At 60.4% G+C, this 18,117-nt stretch carries 17 protein-coding genes; 10 read left to right on the forward strand and 7 right to left on the reverse strand.

Annotated features, from left to right (window positions below):
* Window positions 1-11: 11 nt before the first annotated feature.
* Both ACM1ZW_RS03300 and ACM1ZW_RS03305 read left to right on the forward strand, forming a co-directional pair.
* Window positions 12-635, forward strand: coding sequence for a DUF1120 domain-containing protein (locus tag ACM1ZW_RS03300; RefSeq protein ID WP_416740157.1), 624 nt, complete (start codon window positions 12-14; stop codon window positions 633-635).
* 107 nt (window positions 636-742) lie between these two features.
* Complete coding sequence (locus tag ACM1ZW_RS03305) at window positions 743-1,393, forward strand: DUF1120 domain-containing protein (protein WP_416740158.1); 651 nt, start codon at window positions 743-745, stop codon at window positions 1,391-1,393.
* Here ACM1ZW_RS03305 and ACM1ZW_RS03310 read toward each other — a convergent pair whose 3' ends face one another.
* The 6 genes from ACM1ZW_RS03310 to ACM1ZW_RS03335 form a co-directional block, all read right to left on the reverse strand.
* Window positions 1,394-2,701, reverse strand: coding sequence for a CynX/NimT family MFS transporter (locus tag ACM1ZW_RS03310; protein WP_017340654.1), 1,308 nt, complete (start codon window positions 2,699-2,701; stop codon window positions 1,394-1,396).
* Window positions 2,691-3,350 (reverse strand): FadR/GntR family transcriptional regulator, encoded by a 660-nt coding sequence (locus tag ACM1ZW_RS03315; protein ID WP_017340655.1) that lies wholly within the window; start codon window positions 3,348-3,350, stop codon window positions 2,691-2,693. Before ACM1ZW_RS03315 ends, ACM1ZW_RS03310 begins: the two co-directional genes overlap by 11 nt.
* 280 nt (window positions 3,351-3,630) lie before the next feature.
* Window positions 3,631-4,395, reverse strand: coding sequence for an amino acid ABC transporter ATP-binding protein (locus ACM1ZW_RS03320; RefSeq protein ID WP_017340656.1), 765 nt, complete (start codon window positions 4,393-4,395; stop codon window positions 3,631-3,633).
* 29 nt (window positions 4,396-4,424) lie between these two features.
* A complete protein-coding gene (locus ACM1ZW_RS03325; RefSeq protein WP_416740159.1) occupies window positions 4,425-5,522 on the reverse strand; it encodes an amino acid ABC transporter permease in 1,098 nt (365 codons plus the stop codon).
* Window positions 5,523-5,532: 10 nt separating this feature from the next.
* Window positions 5,533-6,714, reverse strand: coding sequence for an amino acid ABC transporter permease (locus tag ACM1ZW_RS03330; protein WP_017340658.1), 1,182 nt, complete (start codon window positions 6,712-6,714; stop codon window positions 5,533-5,535).
* A gap of 65 nt (window positions 6,715-6,779) precedes the next feature.
* Window positions 6,780-7,811 (reverse strand): amino acid ABC transporter substrate-binding protein, encoded by a 1,032-nt coding sequence (locus ACM1ZW_RS03335; RefSeq protein WP_017340659.1) that lies wholly within the window; start codon window positions 7,809-7,811, stop codon window positions 6,780-6,782.
* Between the two features lie 467 nt (window positions 7,812-8,278).
* Between ACM1ZW_RS03335 and ACM1ZW_RS03340 the strand changes: the two genes are divergently transcribed.
* The 5 genes from ACM1ZW_RS03340 to ACM1ZW_RS03360 all read left to right on the forward strand — a co-directional run bounded on the left by ACM1ZW_RS03340 (window position 8,279) and on the right by ACM1ZW_RS03360 (window position 13,536).
* Window positions 8,279-8,935, forward strand: coding sequence for an alpha/beta hydrolase (locus tag ACM1ZW_RS03340; protein WP_017340660.1), 657 nt, complete (start codon window positions 8,279-8,281; stop codon window positions 8,933-8,935).
* A 98-nt stretch (window positions 8,936-9,033) separates the two neighbouring features.
* Window positions 9,034-10,521: an ATP-dependent RNA helicase RhlB gene (gene rhlB / locus ACM1ZW_RS03345; RefSeq protein WP_017340661.1), complete on the forward strand. Its 1,488-nt coding sequence runs from the start codon at window positions 9,034-9,036 to the stop codon at window positions 10,519-10,521.
* Window positions 10,522-10,648: 127 nt separating this feature from the next.
* Window positions 10,649-11,596 (forward strand): ornithine cyclodeaminase family protein, encoded by a 948-nt coding sequence (locus ACM1ZW_RS03350; protein ID WP_017340662.1) that lies wholly within the window; start codon window positions 10,649-10,651, stop codon window positions 11,594-11,596.
* Window positions 11,597-11,691: 95 nt separating this feature from the next.
* Entirely contained in the window at window positions 11,692-12,819 is a 1,128-nt protein-coding gene (locus tag ACM1ZW_RS03355; RefSeq protein ID WP_416740160.1) for an NAD(P)/FAD-dependent oxidoreductase, read from the forward strand.
* A gap of 90 nt (window positions 12,820-12,909) precedes the next feature.
* Window positions 12,910-13,536, forward strand: coding sequence for a helix-turn-helix transcriptional regulator (locus ACM1ZW_RS03360; RefSeq protein WP_017340664.1), 627 nt, complete (start codon window positions 12,910-12,912; stop codon window positions 13,534-13,536).
* A 120-nt stretch (window positions 13,537-13,656) separates the two neighbouring features.
* On the opposite strand, the gene hmpA is transcribed toward ACM1ZW_RS03360, so the two are convergent.
* On the reverse strand, window positions 13,657-14,838 hold the full coding sequence (gene hmpA / locus ACM1ZW_RS03365; RefSeq protein WP_416740161.1) for an NO-inducible flavohemoprotein: 1,182 nt from the start codon (window positions 14,836-14,838) through the stop codon (window positions 13,657-13,659).
* Window positions 14,839-14,994: 156 nt separating this feature from the next.
* Here hmpA and norR point away from each other — a divergent pair, with 156 nt between their 5' ends.
* The 3 genes from norR to ACM1ZW_RS03380 all read left to right on the forward strand — a co-directional run bounded on the left by norR (window position 14,995) and on the right by ACM1ZW_RS03380 (window position 18,098).
* The gene (gene norR / locus ACM1ZW_RS03370; RefSeq protein ID WP_017340666.1) at window positions 14,995-16,545 is read left to right on the forward strand and encodes a nitric oxide reductase transcriptional regulator NorR; all 1,551 of its coding nucleotides are present in this window, start codon (window positions 14,995-14,997) and stop codon (window positions 16,543-16,545) included.
* Between the two features lie 165 nt (window positions 16,546-16,710).
* A complete protein-coding gene (locus ACM1ZW_RS03375; protein ID WP_017340667.1) occupies window positions 16,711-17,613 on the forward strand; it encodes a chemotaxis protein CheV in 903 nt (300 codons plus the stop codon).
* Between the two features lie 26 nt (window positions 17,614-17,639).
* A complete protein-coding gene (locus ACM1ZW_RS03380) occupies window positions 17,640-18,098 on the forward strand; it encodes a GNAT family N-acetyltransferase (protein WP_416740793.1) in 459 nt (152 codons plus the stop codon).
* Window positions 18,099-18,117 lie beyond the last annotated feature (19 nt).

Consider the following 18,117-nt stretch of genomic DNA (forward strand, 5'->3'; position numbering starts at 1 on the left):
AAACCTGTCCCATGAAAAAGATTCCACACGCGCTGACGATGGCGTTCATCGCCCTGACGTCGCCACTCACCTTCGCCGCCTCGTCGACAGACCTGACAGTCACAGGTCTCATCACCCCGAACGCGTGCACCCCGACACTGGCCGACGGTGGCAACATCGACATCGGCAAAGTCCCTGCAAAGAACCTCAATCCAATCGCAAACACGGAAGTCGGCAACCACTACATGGCGTTCAACGTGAACTGCGATGCACCGGTCCTGTTCGCCGTGAAGTCCATCGACAATAAACCCGATACGAACATATCTTCCCCTCTTTTTTTTGGCGTGGGACTGACCCCCGCGGATGAAAAGCTTGGCTACTTCTGGCCATTTGTCGCCAACCTGCAAGCGGACGGTCTGAGTGCGGCCGCCATTCGATCGACGGATGGCGGAGAAAGCTGGACCCGCGCCACCACCATCAATTCGAATGAGCTTCTGGCAACAAGCATTATCGGTACCACCACACCCATTGCAGTAAAGGATCTCTCAATGCTTCTGTGGATCAATACCTACATCGCTCGCGCCGACAGCCTGACCCTGAACGAGGAAGTGCCCATCGACGGCTCCATGACGCTTGAAATCAAGTACCTCCCCTGAGTCAACGCGCTGAGCCGCTCGAATGCCGGTTTCGGTCAAAAAGACCGGTTCAGCGCCGATGGGTGCCTGACACCGGTTGAACAAAATCAACGAAATGGATTTTCACAATGCAGCATTACTTCGCCGTACTTGCGACAACCCTGCTCATCAGCGCCACGCAACACACCTGGGCCGCGTCCACCATTGACTTGACCGTCAAAGGCACCATCACCCCGCTCGCCTGCACCCCGATGCTGTCCAACAACGGCCTCGTCGACTACGGAAAAATCTCCCGGCAAGACCTCAGCGTCGACAAGCGCACACGACTGCGCGACCAGATGCTCGACCTCAACATTCAGTGCAATGCGCCCGCGCGTTTTGCCCTGCTGATGCGCGACAACCGCGACGGCTCGGCCCTCGTCAACAGCGAGATTTACTACGGCCTGAACCTCGACCACAGCAACAATAAAATCGGCTTGTATTCGCTGAACTTCGATCCGGCCAGCACGGTGGTGGACGACCTGACGCAGGTCTATCGAACCGACTCGACCACAGGCGGCAAAGCCTGGAGTTCGTCGAACACCCAGGCCATTCCGATTGGCGCGCGAAGCTATCTCGGATTCACCGACATTGCCGGGAGCAGCGCCGGCCCGATTGCCATTCGCAACCTGACCAGCCGGGTGACGGTTGAAACGGTCATCGCGCCCACCTCCGAACTGGACCTGAGCACCGAGGTGCAGCTCGACGGCTCGGCGACCCTGGACGTTGTTTACCTGTAGTCAGACCTTTTCGCTGACCACCTGCACGTACAACGAACGCCCGGCACCGAGGCCGGCAAGGATGGCACCAAGGCCGATTACGCCGAAGATCCAGCCTATGGCGTTCCAGCCGCCGGTCCAGTCATGCACGATGCCGACCGCGAACGGCCCCATGGACGCCAGGGTGTAACCGAAGCCCTGGGCCATGCTCGACAGGTTCGCCGCCACGTGCGAGTCCCGCGAACGCAACACGATCAGGGTCAGCGCCAGGCTGAACGTGCCGCCCTGCCCCAGACCGAGCAGAATCGCCCAGCCCCACAGGCCTTCGATCGGCGCGTAGAGGCAACCGAACAGACCGCCGAGGGTCAGCGCCATGACGATCACGATCGCCAGGCGCTGATCCTTGCCGCGCGTGGCCAGCCACGGTGCCGCCAGTGAACTGGCCAGTTGAATGATCACCGAACCCGACAGCACCAGGCCGGCCTGGGTCGGCGTCAGGCCGCGACCGATCAGGATCGATGGCAACCAGCCGAACACGATGTAGGCAAGGGACGATTGCAGGCCCATGTACAAGGTCACCTGCCAGGCCAACGGGTCACGCAACAGACCGCGCACCCGGTAGGCCACGTTGTGCGCGCCGTGTTTGTGCCCGACTTGCGGCAACCAGAACATCGCCGCGACCAGCGCCGGAATCACCCAGAAGCCGAGGCCCAGCGCCCAGCTCTTGTCGAAGTGCTCACTCAATGGAACGGTTGCGCCGGCTGCCATTGCCGCGCCCAGGCACAACGCCATGGTGTAGACGCCGGTCATGGTTCCAGCGTGTTTGGCGAAGTCGCGCTTGACGATGCCCGGCAACAGAACGCCGATCACACCGATGCTCGCACCGGCCAGCACGCTGCCGGCAAACAGGCCGATTTCGCCGAATGAACTGCGCAGGATGATCCCACCCGCCAGCGTCAGAAGAATGCCCAACACCACGCGTTCAGCGCCGAAACGCCGCGCCAGGATCGGCGCCAGTGGCGCAAACAAGCCAAGGCAAAGGACCGGCAAGGTCGTCAGCAAACCGGCCTGCGCCGCCGACAGGCCGAGGCTTTTCGACACCTCGCTGAGCATCGGCGCCATGCTCGACAGCGCCGGGCGCAGGTTCAGCGCGACCAGAATCAGGCCCAGTAACAACAGCCACGGACGCCGCAGGATCGGATGACTCTGCTGGACCGCTTCATCATCGGCCTCGGCATCGATCAGCAGCTCTTCGAGCTCCGCCGTGCGTTTGGCTTCGTTGATGTGGCTGTTGCGGCTGGACATGGCGTTCTCGGTTTCAAGGTTCATTGATCAACTGCCTCGACAGGGCTTTGGCGCGTTCCGGGTCGCGTTGCTCGACGGCATCGAGCAGGTCGACATGCAGGTCGAACACTTCCTGACGGCGCGGCGTGATGCTCAAGGTCTGGCGCAATTGCGCGCCGACGACGCTGGAGAAGTAGCGATACAACTCGCTGAGGGTCGGGTTGTGCGCGGCGTCCACCAGGCGACGGTGGAACACCAGGTCGCAAGCGATGTAGCTGTCGAGATCGCCGTGATAATGATCGCCGCTGACGCTGAGCGCCTTGCGTAATTCGATGAGGTCTTCGTCGGTCCTGCGCAGGGCGGCAAGGCCGATGGCCTCGACTTCAAGGATGTGCCGTGTTTCCCGCGCCTGTTCGAGAGAGCAGCGTGACAACGCTTTCAGGGTGTCCAGCGGATCGATCACCGCTCGCAGATAACTGCCGTCACCCTGGCGGATTTCGATCAACCCGGAAAACGCCAACACACGCATGGCCTCGCGCACGGTGTTGCGGCTGATGCCCAGCTCTGCAGACAGCTCGGGTTCGGTGGGCAGACGCTGGCCGACGGTCCAGACACCTTCGGTGATGCGCAGACGCAATTGGTCCAAGGCCTGATCGACCAGGGATCGCTTAATTAATGGAGACATTTCTGACATTGGATTCGCCCTTTCATCCAATCATAGGATGAATTTTCTGACATGTTAGTCAGCTTGGCCCGACAGGACAACTGCGAAGTCGGGGCAAACACAAAAACTGTGGCAAGGGAGCTTGCCCCCGCTCAAGCGCGAAGCACTCAAAATAGCCAATCACTGGCCAACCCCTGGGGGCCGCTGCGCAGCCCAACGGGAGCAAGCTCCCTCGCCACAGGAATGGTGAAATTTCAGGCAAAAAAAAACCCGGAACAGAGTCCGGGTTTATTTCACTGCCTGGCTTCGATCAATGCAGGATCTGGCTCAGGAACAGTTTGGTGCGATCGTTCTGCGGGTTGTCGAAGAAGTCGTTCGGCGCAGCCTGTTCGACGATCTCGCCCTTGTCCATGAAGATCACGCGGTTGGCCACGGTGCGGGCGAAGCCCATTTCGTGGGTCACGCAGAGCATGGTCATGCCGTCTTCGGCCAGGCCGATCATGGTGTCGAGAACTTCCTTCACCATCTCCGGGTCGAGCGCTGAAGTCGGTTCGTCGAACAGCATGATTTTCGGTTTCATGCACAGGGCACGGGCAATCGCCACACGCTGCTGCTGACCGCCGGACAGTTGCCCAGGGAATTTATGCGCCTGCTCCGGAATGCGTACGCGCTCCAGGTAATGCATGGCGATTTCTTCGGCCTTGCGCTTGGGCATCTTGCGCACCCACATCGGCGCCAGCGTGCAGTTCTGCAGGATGGTCAGGTGCGGGAACAGGTTGAAGTGCTGGAACACCATGCCGACTTCGCGGCGGACCGTTTCGATCTGCTTGAGGTCGTTGGTCAGTTCCACGCCATCGACCACGATCCGGCCCTGCTGGTGTTCTTCCAGACGGTTGAGGCAACGGATGGTGGTGGATTTGCCGGAACCCGACGGGCCGCACAGGACGATACGCTCGCCCTGCTTGACGTTCAGGTTGATGTCTTTCAACACGTGGAACTGGCCGTACCACTTGTTCACGCCCTGCATCTGAATAATGCCTTCAGGGCTTGCAGGCTGTTTGATCGCTTCACTCATGACAAAACTTCCTAAATTAGGTACGGCTTTTAGCGCTTGTGGCCTGTGTCCAGCTTACGTTCCAAATGCATGGAATAGCGGGACATACCAAAACAGAAAATCCAGAACACCAGGGCCGCGAATACATAGCCTTCAGTGGCCATGCCCAGCCATTTCGGGTCGGCAGCGGCTTGTTTGACGCTGTTGAGCAAGTCGAACAGGCCGATGATGATCACCAGGCTCGTGTCCTTGAACAGCGCAATGAAGGTGTTGACGATGCCCGGGATCACCATCTTCAGGGCTTGCGGCAGAATCACCAGGCCCATGCTGCGCCAGTAACCGAGGCCCATCGCCGCGGCCGCTTCGTACTGACCTTTTGGAATCGCTTGCAGACCGCCCCGCACCACTTCGGCGACGTAGGCCGACTGGAACAGGATCACGCCGATCAGCGCCCGCAGCAGTTTGTCGAAGTTCATGCCTTCAGGCAGGAACAACGGCAGCATCACCGAGGACATGAACAGCACCGTGATCAACGGCACGCCGCGCCAGAATTCGATGAAGGTCACGCAGACCACTCGAATCGCCGGCATGTTCGAACGACGGCCCAGGGCCAGGACGATACCCAGCGGCAGGGCGCCGGCAATGCCGACGGTGGCGATCACCAGCGTCAGCATCAGGCCGCCCCACTGGCTGGTCGCCACGGTGGTCAGGCCGAACAATCCGCCATGCAGCAGGAAGTAGGCAATGATCGGGTACAGCACCAGGAAGCTCAGCCCGTACACCGCTTTACGCGGGAAGCGCGAGATGAACAACGGTGCCACGCCGATCACCGCCAGCCACACGGTCAGGTCTACGCGCCAGCGCAGGTCCAACGGGTAGTAGCCGTACATGAACTGGCCGAATCGCTGCTGGATGAACACCCAGCAGGCGCCTTCCTTGGTGCAGTCGGCGCGGGTAGTGCCGACCCAGTTGGCGTCGATGATCGCCCATTCCAGAATCGGTGGAACCACCAGGTAAATCAGGTAGAACGCGAACAGGGTCAGCAGGGTGTTGAGCCAGCTGGAGAACATGTTCGCGCGCATCCACGCCATCGGCCCGAAGACTTTGCTTGGTGGCGGCATGTCAGGTTTGAAAATATGAGTACTCATGCGCTTTTCCTTACCGCTCGATCAGCGCAATGCGCTTGTTGTACCAGTTCATCAGCAGGGAAATGCTGATACTGATCGCCAGGTACACGCTCATGGTGATGGCAATGACTTCGATCGCCTGCCCGGTCTGGTTCAGCACCGTACCGGCAAACAACGAAACCATTTCCGGATAACCGATACCGGCCGCCAGCGAGGAGTTTTTCGCCAGGTTCAGGTACTGGCTGGTCAGCGGTGGAATGATCACGCGCAGGGCTTGCGGGATGATCACCTTGCGCAGGGTCGGACCGTTGCGCAGGCCCAGCGAGTGTGCCGCTTCGGTCTGGCCGTGGCTGACCGACTTGATGCCCGAACGCACGATCTCGGCGATGAACGCCGCGGTGTACACGGTCAGGGCCAGGGTCAGCGCCAGCAGTTCCGGGATCAGCACCCAGCCACCGACGAAGTTGAAACCTTGCAGCTTGGGCATTTCCCAGTGCAGTGGGGCACCGAAGATCAACGCGCACAACGCCGGGATCACCAGGAACAACGCCAGGCCGGTCCAGAACTTGTGGAACGGAACGCCGGTGGCTTCGAAACGCTTGTTGGCCCAGCGGCACATCAGCACGATGGCGACGATGGCCACGACGACGCTGACCGCAAACGGCCAGAAACCGTCCGCCGTCAATGCGGCCGGCATGTTCAGGCCGCGGCTGCTGACGAAGAAGGTGTCACCGAAGTTATGACTGTTGCGTGGCCCTGGCATGGTCAGGAACACCGCGAAGTACCAGAACAGGATTTGCAGCAGCGGGGGAATGTTGCGGAAGACTTCCACATAAACAGTCGCCAGCTTGGCGATGATCCAGTTCTTCGACAGCCGTGACACGCCGACGATGAACCCGAGGATCGTCGCCAGGATCACGCCGATGAAGGTCACCAGCAGCGTGTTGAGCAGGCCGATGACAAACACCCGGGCATAGCTGTCCGATTCGGTGTAGTCGATCAGGGTTTGAGCGATGCCGAAACCGGCACTGCGCTCCAGAAAGCTGAAACCGGAGGTAATGCCCCGGTGTTGAAGGTTGGTCTGCGTGTTGTCGAACAGATACCAGCCCATCGAGACCACCGCCACAATGGTGATGATCTGAAATAGCCACGCACGCACTTTGGGATCGCTGAGGCTGAGCCTCTGCTTTGGTGCGCCGATTGAATTTTGCATGAAGTGCCCCGGATGTAATGGAACAGAACATCACCCGGCGGTTGGCCCACCGGGTGATAGAACCATCAGCGCACTGGTGGTGCGTATTGAATGCCGCCGTTGTTCCACAGAGCGTTCAGCCCGCGGTCAATTTCCAGAGGAGTGCTCTTGCCGAGGTTCTTCTCGAACACTTCGCCATAGTTACCCACTTGCTTGACGATCTGGACGACCCAGTCTTTCTTCACTTTCAGGTCTTTGCCGTATTCACCGTCGGTACCCAGCAGACGTGCAACGTCCGGGTTCTTGGTGCCCTTGGCTTCGGCTTCAACGTTTTTCGAGGTCACGCCTGCTTCTTCAGCGTTGAGCATGGCGTAGCCAACCCAGCGCACGATAGCCAGCCACTCGTCATCGCCGTTACGCACGACCGGGCCCAGCGGTTCCTTGGAAATGGTTTCCGGCAGAACCACGTAGTCCTTCGGCGAAGCCAGCTTGCTGCGCTGGGCAAACAGTTGGGACTTGTCGGAAGTCAGTACGTCGCAACGACCCGATTCCAGCGACTTGGCGCTTTCATCGGAGGTGTCGAAAGTGATCGGGGTGTATTTCAGACCGTTGCCACGGAAGTAGTCGGAAACGTTCAGCTCGGTGGTGGTGCCGGCCTGGATGCAGATGGTCGCGCCGTCCAGTTCCTTGGCGCTCTTGACGCCGAGTTTGTTGTTAACCAGGAAGCCGATGCCGTCGTAGTAAGTGATGAAGCCTGGGAATTTCAGACCCATGCCCGAGTCACGGGAGCTGGTCATGGTGGTGTTGCGCGACAGGATGTCGATTTCGCCGGACTGCAGCGCGGTGAAGCGCTCCTTGGCGTTCAACTGACTGAACTTGACCTTGGTCGCGTCGCCAAAGACGGCAGCGGCAACAGCACGGCAGTAGTCAGCATCGATACCAACGATCTTGCCAGTGGAATCCGGAACCGAAAAACCAGGCAGGCCATCACTGACGCCGCACTGTACGAAACCTTTCTTCTGCACTGCATCCAGGGTTGCACCCGCCTGAGCGAACCCGCTGACACCGAGTACTGCGGCTGCAGTCACGATGGCCAGGGTGGATTTCAACATCTTCATTCAAACCTCCAGTTTTGCTCTTGTTGTGTCGGAGCTTGAGTCCAGTCGCACCCTTATGAGGCGTAGTCGACCCGTGTTGGCTTTTTTTAGGGTCAACCGACGTAGGACCTGCGCTATGAGTCTAGTAGGAGAAAATCCAAATCATGGATCACTCACTTCTCACCAATCGGCCGAACGGGCTGTAGCCCTTTCACGTTCGCGAAGCCCGTAGCGGCCACTGGCGAACATCCATCACCGGATTTTTTGCTATCCCACCACGAACAATGGCCTGATAGTGTTACCGACAGGCGTGGGATTTTCGTACAGGCTTTCCTATAGCAAAGCCCGTACCAGACCGGGCGCTAAAGCGATTCAGCGACAGGTCAATAGCAAAACTTGCACCCTTGCGACATCTTCGTAACTGATCAACCCGATACGCACTCACATCACGCACTCAATGAGAGCGCACGCACACATTTGGAGCAGCCATGACCGAGCCCCTTATCCTTGAACCCGTCAAGCCCGCAGACGCCTGCGTTATCTGGCTGCACGGCCTGGGCGCCGACCGTTACGACTTCCTGCCGGTGGCCGAAGCGTTACAGGAAACCTTGCTGACCACTCGCTTCATTCTCCCTCAGGCACCGACCTGCGCCGTGACTATCAACGGTGGCTACGAGATGCCGAGCTGGTACGACATATTGGCCATGAGCCCTGCACGCGCGATCAACCGCGAGCAGCTTGAAGAGTCGTCGGACAGGATCATTAAATTGATCGACGTGCAGCGAGCCGCTGGAATAGACGCCTCGCGGATATTTCTGGCAGGCTTTTCCCAGGGCGGCGCCGTGGTGTTCCATACCGCATTCCTGAAATGGCAGGGGCCGTTGGGTGGCGTACTTGCCCTCTCTACTTATGCACCGACTTTCAGTGATGAACTGGAGCTTTGCGCCAGCCAGCAGCGCATTCCGGTGCTGTCGCTGCACGGTCAGTACGATGATGTGGTGCAGAACTCGATGGGACGGACCGCCTACGAGTATTTAAAGCAGCGTGGTGTCACCGTGACATGGCAGGAATACCCAATGGGTCACGAAGTGTTACCCGAGGAGATTCGCGACATCGGCGTCTGGCTCGGCGAGCGCTTGCGTTAACGGCTCAGCTGAAAAACAGCCCATTGATCCATCCCCCTACGCCGCGCCCGATTCTTGCATTACACTGGCCGCCGTATATTCCTTAATCAATTGATGAGATGACCGTGCTCAAAGCACTCAAGAAAATGTTCGGTAAAAGCGAGACTGAGCAGCTCGCGCCAGTCTCCAGCGCTCCGTCTCACACCCCCAGCCACCGCACCGACGGTAATCAGCCTGGCCGGACCGCACCCGTATCGGCACCGAAACACGCGCCGACGCCTGCACCAGCCACCCCCGCTGTCGAAGCCATTGCCGCTGAAGCCCCGTCCGGCGAAGCCGCGAAACCTGCCAGGCCGCGTCGCGAGCCCAAGCCAAAAGCACCGGTCATCCCCTGGAAACTTGAAGATTTCGTCGTAGAACCCCAGGAAGGCAAAACCCGTTTCCACGATTTCAAGCTTGCCCCGGAACTGATGCACGCCATCCAGGATCTCGGCTTTCCGTATTGCACGCCGATTCAGGCCCAGGTGCTGGGCTTCACTCTCGCGGGCAAAGACGCCATCGGTCGCGCCCAGACCGGCACCGGTAAAACCGCTGCATTCCTGATTTCGATCATTACCCAGTTGCTGCAAACCCCACCGCCGAAAGAGCGCTACATGGGCGAGCCTCGGGCGCTGATTATCGCGCCGACCCGTGAACTGGTTGTGCAGATCGCCAAGGACGCCGCCGACCTGACCAAGTACACCGGCCTCAACGTCATGACGTTTGTCGGCGGCATGGACTTCGACAAGCAGCTCAAGCACCTCGAAGCGCGTCATTGCGACATCCTCGTCGCGACGCCGGGCCGCCTGCTCGACTTCAACCAGCGCGGCGACGTGCACCTGGACATGGTCGAAGTCATGGTCCTGGACGAAGCCGACCGCATGCTCGACATGGGTTTCATCCCGCAAGTGCGTCAGATCATTCGCCAGACGCCGCCAAAGAACGAGCGCCAGACGCTGTTGTTCTCCGCGACGTTCACCGAAGACGTGATGAACCTCGCCAAGCAATGGACCACCGACCCGTCGATCGTCGAGATCGAGTCGCAGAACGTGGCCAGCGAAAACGTCGAACAGCACATCTACGCGGTGGCCGGTGCCGACAAATACAAACTGCTCTACAACCTGGTCAACGACAACGGTTGGGAGCGGGTGATGGTCTTCGCCAACCGCAAGGATGAAGTGCGGCGCATCGAAGAACGCCTGGTACGCGACGGCGTCAATGCCGCGCAATTGTCCGGCGATGTGCCGCAACACAAGCGCATCAAGACGCTTGAAGGCTTTCGCGAAGGCAAGATCCGCGTGCTGGTGGCCACCGATGTCGCCGGTCGCGGCATTCACATCGACGGCATCAGCCACGTGATCAACTTCACCCTGCCGGAAGTCCCGGACGACTACGTGCACCGTATCGGCCGTACCGGTCGTGCTGGCGCCGACGGTGTGTCCATCAGTTTTGCCGGGGAAGATGATTCCTACCAGCTACCGTCCATCGAAGCGCTGCTGGGTCGCAAGATCAGCTGTGAAACGCCACCGACGCATCTGTTGCGGGCGGTTGAGCGCAAGCGCCCGTAACGCGGGCCTTGCTGAAAGAGGCGCAGCCGGAAACGGACTGCGCTTTTTTTTTGCCCCGGATATTGCTCGCGATAACTAAAAGTCCATAATGGACAAATTAGTTTACTTCCAGCTCCCGGAGCCGACCATGTCCAGCACGCCTTTTGTGATCACCCAACCCCAGGCCCGTGAATTGTTGGCACAGGTCGACGTGCCGCAGATCCTGCGCAAACTGTTCCGCGACCTGGCCACCGGGCAAGCGGTGCAACCGGCGCAGCAACTGGTGGAATTCCCCAAGGGTGCCGGCGACTTCATCAACTACCTGGGCGTGCTGGCCGAAGACGGGGTCTACGGGGTCAAGACGTCGCCCTACATCGTGCGCGAACAAGGCCCGCTGGTGACCGCATGGACCTTGCTGATGTCGATGCAGACCGGCCAGCCGCTGTTGCTCTGCGATGCGGGCGAACTGACCACTGCGCGTACCGCCGCAACCACCGCCGTCGCTGTCGACGCCCTTGCTCCGTTGAACGCCCAACGCCTGGCGATCATCGGCAGTGGCAAGGTTGCCCTGGCGCACCTGCATTACGTCAAAGGTTTGCGCGATTGGCAAAGCATCCACCTTTTCTCGCCAAACCTGAGCGACCTCAGCCCTGAAGCCCTGTCCGAGATCAAAAGCCTCGATCCACGCCTGAAGCTCGTCGACAGTCGCGAAGCGGCCGTTGAGGACGCCGACGTCATCATGCTGTGCACCTCGTCTGCTGGTCCGGTGATCGAGCCGTCCAGCCTGAGCAAACCAGCGCTGATCACCTCCATCAGCACCAACGCTCCACGCGCCCACGAAGTGCCGCCGCAGAGCCTCAACGACATGCAGGTGTTCTGCGACTATCGTCTGACCACTCCGGGCTCGGCGGGCGAAATGCTGATTGCCGGTGAGCAACATGGCTGGGACACGAACGCGATTGTCGGCGACCTGCCGGACTTGATCAGCGAAAAAGTCCAGCGCCCCCGCTACGACCGCCACGTATTCTTCCGCTCCATCGGCCTGGGCCTGGAAGACATCGCGCTGGCCAATGCCATTTACCGCCTACATTCCTGACACCACAACCCCCTGTAGGAGCTGACGAGTGAAACGAGTCAGCTCCTACAGGGGATTTCTACAATTTTGGCATTTGCGCTCGACAGGAGACGTACATGAGCCAGGCAGATTTCATCATCATCGGCGGCGGGATTGCCGGCGCTTCCACCGGTTTCTGGCTGTCGCAGCACGCCCGGGTGATTGTGCTCGAACGCGAATCCCATCCGGCCTATCACTCCACCGGACGCTCGGCTGCGCTGTTCACCGCCGCTTATGGAACACCGCAGGTCCGGGCACTGACCCAGGCCAGCCGCGATTTTTTCGACGCCCCACCCGCCGACTTCTGCGAACACCCGCTGCTGACCCCGCGTGGCGAGATGACCGTGGACTTCACCGGCGACCCGGCCGAATTGAACAATCAGTACCTCAGCGCCAAAGCCACGGTGCCCGAGATGCAACTGCTCAGCGCCGACGAAGCCTGTGCACGCCTGCCGATCCTGCGCCGGGAAAAAGTCCACGGTGCGATCTACGACCCGACCGCCAGCGACATCGACACCGATGCCCTGCACCAGGGTTACCTGCGCGGCATCCGGCGCAATAAAGGTGAAGTGCATACCGACACGGAAGTCCTGAGCCTGACCCGCGACGGCGAAGGCGTGTGGCAGGTCCGGACCAACGGCCAGACCTTCAGCGCCCCGGTCATCATCAACGCTGCCGGCGCCTGGGCCGACAAGATCGGCGAACTGGCCGGCGCCAGGCCGCTGGGTCTGCAACCGAAGCGCCGTGCGGCCTTCATCTTCGCCGGACCAGAAGGCGTGGACATCCACCATTGGCCGATGCTGGTCAGCCTCGACGAGTCGTTCTACATGAAGCCCGACGCCGGCATGTTCCTCGGCTCACCGGCCAACGCCGACCCGGTGGAACCGCACGACGTACAGCCCGAAGAACTGGACATCGCCATGGGCATCTACCAGATCGAAGAAGCCACCACCCTGACCATCCGCCGTCCGACCCGCACCTGGGCCGGCTTGCGCAGCTTCGTGGCCGACGGCGACTTGCTGTGCGGTTTCGATCTGCAGGTACCCGGCTTGTTCTGGGTGGCCGCGCAAGGCGGTTACGGCATCCAGACCTCGCCCGCCATGGGCCAGGCCAGCGCCGCACTGGTGCGCGGCGTGCCCTTGCCCGAGCAACTGACGCGCTTCGGCCTGGATGCCGGGATGCTCTCCCCCGCTCGCCTGGGCTGATCCGCGTCCTCAGGTGACGTGTCGACACGATTGCGGCAAACTTCCAGCGCCCTTTTTGCAGGGCGCTGACGCTGCCTGGAGCTCCACTGTATGAACGCACCTTTAAAAGACCCGGCCCTGGACAACTTCCGAGCGATTGCCGATGCCATCGCCACGTTGTTCTTTCCCCACGCCGAGGTGGTGCTGCACGATCTGCGCACACAGAAAGTCGATTACATCGCCAATAACCTGTCGAAGCGGGAAGTCGGTGACGACTCCGCGCTGGAAGACATGCTCAGCGATGACATCAGCGAACGGAACATCGGCCCGTACGAAAAACTCAATTGGGATGGTCAGAAGATTCGTAGCCTGAGCAGCGTGCTGCGCGACAGCAACGGTCATCCACTGGCCGTGCTGTGCATCAATCTGAATATTTCGCTGTTCGAAAATGCCAAGGCCGCGCTGGACCTGTTCCTGTCGCCGAGCAAGTTGATCCCGCAACCGGATTCACTGTTTCGCGATGACTGGCAGGAGAGGATCAACACTTTCCTCCACGGCTGGCTGCGCGAGCGTCAGCTGAGCCTGAACCTGCTGACCCGCGACCATAAACGCGAACTGGTGCTGGCCCTGCACGCCGAAGGCGCCTTCAAGGGCAAAAGCGCCTCCAACTATGTGGCAAACGTGCTGAACATGGGACGGGCGACGGTGTACAAACACCTGAAGGAATTGAAAGGCTGACAAGCAATCGTGGCGAGGGAGCTTGCTCCCGCTGGGTCGCGAAGCGGCCCCAAAAGATGGGCCTGCTACGCAGTCCAGGGGGAGCAAGTTCCCTCGCCACAGGTTCAGCCGCTTTAACGGTTATTCCAGCGCCGAGGCCGGGCCGAAGAACTCGTAACGGCTTTGCTTCTCAGGCACGCCCAAGGCTTTCAGGTGAAGTTTCACTGCCGCCATGAAGCCTTTAGGTCCCAGGAAGTAAGCGTCCAGATCGCGCTGCTGCGGCAGCCACTCGCCCAGTTGCTCCTGACTCAACAAACCAACCTTGTCCGCCGCCGGGCTGACGCCGTCATCTTCGTCGTAGCAATAGAAGCGCTTGAGTTGCGGGTGACGCTCGGCCAATCCATCAATCCAGTCGCGGAAAGCGTGGACGCTGCCGTTGCGTGCGCAGTGGATAAAGTGCACCGGCCGCTGGGTTTCCAGCGCTGCTTCGAGCATGGCCAGGGTCGGGGTGATGCCGACGCCGCCGCTGATCAGCACCAACGGTTTGTCGCTGTCGGTCAGGGTGAATTCGCCCGATGGCGGAAACAACTGAATGCTGGCGCCTACATGCAATTGATCGTGCAGATGGTTCGAGGCGCGGCCACCGTGTTCACGCTTGACGCTGATGCGGTACTGGCCTTTGTTCGCCAGGGCTGACAGCGAATAGTTACGACGAATCTCTTCTCCATCGAGGATCAGTTTCATGCCGATGTACTGGCCGGGTTCTGCGGCGAGGATCGGACCTTTGTCCGCCGGCTCAAAGTAGAACGAGGTGATTTCCGCGCTTTCCTCGACCTTGGCCGCGACGATGAATGCCCGCGCACCGCGCCAGCCGCCCGGCGCCTGCTCTTTCTGGTCGTAGATGCTGGTTTCAGCGCCGATCAGGATTTCGGCCAGTTGACCGTAAGCGGCGCCCCAGGCACTCATCACTTCCGGCGTGGCGATCTCGTCACCCAGCACCTCGGAAATCGCACGCAACAGGCAAGTGCCGACAATCGGGTAGTGTTCCGGGAGAATTTGCAGGGCCACGTGCTTGTTGATGATCTTGGCCACCAGGTCGCCCAACTGGTCGAGCTGATCGATGTGGCGCGCATACATCAACACGCCGTTGGCCAGGGCGCGGGGCTGATCACCGCTGGCCTGGTGAGCCTGGTTGAACAGCGGGCGGACTTCCGGGTATTCGGAGAGCATCATGCGGTAGAAATGCGTGATCAATGCTTCGCCACCGCTTTCCAGCAACGGCACAGTGGATTTGACGATTGCACGGTCTTGAACGCTAAGCATAAGGTGACTCCTGAGCTACTGGGCTTTCTAATTGACTGCCCTCTCTATATCAGTTTTCGTGCCAGCTATTTAGTTGTTAAAAATCAACTACTTAAAAACATTCTAGTCATAACGACACAGCCTGACTTATAGTCATCTCGACTACATGGAGTCACTATGACTGCAAAATCCCTGCTCACTACGTTGCTTCCCCTGGTCTCGGACCTCTCCCGCGAACTCCCCGAGGGCGAGCGTTATCGGCGTCTGCTCGAAGCCATGCGCGCCCTGCTGCCCTGCGATGCCGCCGCACTGCTGCGCCTCGATGGTGAATGGCTGGTGCCGCTGGCCGTCGACGGCTTGAGCACCGACACCCTCGGCCGGCGCTTCAAAGTCAGCGAACACCCGCGCTTCGAGGCCCTGCTCAGCAGCCCCGGTCCGACCCGTTTTGCCGCCGACAGCGACATGCCCGACCCTTACGACGGCTTGGTCGATGGCCTCCACGAGCATCTGGAAGTCCACGACTGCATGGGCTGCCCGCTGTTTATCGACGAGCGCCCGTGGGGCTTGCTGACCCTCGACGCCCTCGACCCGGAACGTTTCGAACCGATCGAACTGGACGCCCTGCAAGCCTTCGCCAGTCTCGCCGCCGCCACAGTCAACGCCGCCGAGCGCATCCAACGGCTGGCCAATCGTGTCGAGGACGAACATCAGCGTGCCGAGGTTTACCGTCAGGCCAGCGGTCAGCAGAACCGTGAAATGATCGGTCAGAGCAAGGCCCACAAACGGCTGGTGGAGGAAATCAGCCTGGTGGGCGGCAGCGATCTGACCGTGCTGATCACAGGAGAAACGGGGGTCGGCAAGGAGCTGGTGGCCCAGGCGATTCATGCCGCCTCGCCCCGGGCCGACAAGCCGATCATCAGCCTCAACTGCGCCGCGCTGCCAGACACGCTGGTGGAAAGCGAACTGTTCGGCCATGTGCGTGGCGCCTTTACCGGGGCAACCAGCGACCGCCGTGGCAAGTTCGAACTGGCCAATGGTGGCACGCTGTTTCTCGATGAAGTCGGCGAGCTCTCGCTGACTGTGCAAGCCAAGTTGCTGCGGGTGCTGCAAAGCGGTCAGTTGCAGCGGCTGGGTTCAGACAAGGAACATCAGGTCGACGTGCGACTCATCGCCGCGACCAACCGCGACCTCGCCGAAGAAGTGCGCAGTGGCCGTTACCGTGCCGATTTCTATCACCGTTTGAGCGTTTACCCGCTGCTGGTGCCAGCCCTGCGGGATCGCGGGCGGGATGTGCTGCTGCTCAGCGGCTTCTTCCTGGAGCAGAACCGCTCGCGCATGGGCCTCAACAGCTTGCGCCTGAACAGCGACGCCCAGGCCGCGTTGCTCGCGTATGACTGGCCGGGTAATGTGCGGGAGCTGGAGCACTTGATTGGTCGCAGCGCGCTGAAAGCCTTGGGGCACTGCAAGGAGCGGCCGAAGATTCTTAGCTTGAGTGCGGCGGATCTGGAGTTGCCCAGCGGCAGCGTTGAGGTCGCGTCAGAGCAACCGGCTACGACTCCGGCGGCATTGGTGTCGGGAGACCTGCGTGAGGCGACTGAAAATTATCAGCGGCAATTGATCAGCGCTTGCCTGGATCGGCACCACAATAACTGGGCGAGCGCGGCGCGTGAGCTGGGCCTTGATCGGGCGAATCTTGGGCGGATGGCGAAGCGCCTGGGCATGAAGTAGCGAGTTTTTCCTGGCGAGGGAGCTTGCTCCCTCGCCACAGGGTTCACCGTTTGGCCGCCGAAATGCATTTGGCCTAAAGCCTGCCCCCAACAAGTCGATAACCCGGCATCAATAGCTTTTGGCGACTTTCCATTCGCCCATCACCTTTTTCCTCAGAAGGTTTTTATGTCCACCACCAAAGCCCGCGCAGACTCACTTTCGCTTCTGCTGTTTACCTTGCGCAGTGGCAAGCTGATGGCGATCAACCTGCTCAAAGTCAGTGAAATCATTCCCTGCCCGCCGCTGACCAAGCTGCCGGAGTCGCACCCCCACGTCAAAGGCATCGCCACCCTGCGCGGCGCGTCGTTGTCGGTGATCGACCTCAGCCGCGCCATTGGCGAGCGGCCGCTGGAAGACCCGAACGGCGGCTGCCTGATCGTCACTGACGTCAGCCGCTCCAAGCAGGGCCTGCACGTTCAGGCCGTGAGCAAGATTGTCCATTGCCTGACCACCGACATCCGTCCGCCGCCCTTCGGCTCCGGCGGTGTGCGCTCGTACATCACCGGTGTGACGTCGGTCGACGGTACGCTGGTGCAAGTGCTGGACATCGAAAAAGTCATCCACGGCATCGCCCCGGCGCAGATCGAAATGGCCCCGACCGAACTGAGCATGGAAGACGCCGAGGTGTTGGGCAACGCGCGCATCCTGGTGGTCGACGACAGCCAGGTCGCCTTGCAGCAGTCGGTGCACACCCTGCGCAACCTCGGCCTGCAATGCCACACCGCGCGCAGCGCCAAGGAAGCCATCGACTGCCTGCTGGACCTGCAAGGCACGGCCCAGCAAATCAACCTGATCGTCTCGGACATCGAAATGTCGGAGATGGACGGCTACGCCTTCACCCGCACCTTGCGCGAAACCCCGGACTTCTCGCACCTGTATGTGCTGCTGCACACCTCCCTGGACAGCGCGATGAACAGTGAAAAGGCACGTCTGGCCGGCGCCAACGCGGTGTTGACCAAGTTCTCCTCGCCGGAGCTGACCAAGTGCCTGATCGAAGCGGCCAAGGCGGTCGCCGAACAGGGTCATTGAGTTTGAACGACGCCTTTTGTTTTCTGATGCGGCGCAACCTGGTGGAGGTGGTGCCCGCCATCACCTGGCCTCCGGGAATCGTCCTGCACGATTACCGCCCCGAACTGGCTGAAGCCGTTCATCGCCTGATGGAACTGGGCTACCTGGAAGGTGGCGGTCGCGTGCCGGCGCTGGATACCTGGCAACAGCGATTCGAGACCGATCCCGAGTACGATCCTTCACTGTGTTTCATCGCCCTGGATGCCGACGGTATCGTTGGCGTGTGCCAGTGCTGGACCAGCGCCTACATCAAGAGTCTGGTGGTGCATCCACGCGCGCAGGGCCGGGGGCTGGGTCGGGCATTGCTGTTGAATGCTTTCAATGTGTTTCAGCAGCGTCATGAAGGGTTTGTGGATTTGAAGGTGCTGGAAGACAACGTTCGGGCTCAGCGGTTGTATGAAAGTTGCGGGATGTATGTGGTCCGCCGGGAGCCGGTTCCAGCCTGACACATCGCCATCAGGCATA

Source organism: Pseudomonas sp. NFX71, assembly GCF_048079215.1.
Lineage (GTDB): Bacteria > Pseudomonadota > Gammaproteobacteria > Pseudomonadales > Pseudomonadaceae > Aquipseudomonas > Aquipseudomonas fluorescens_B.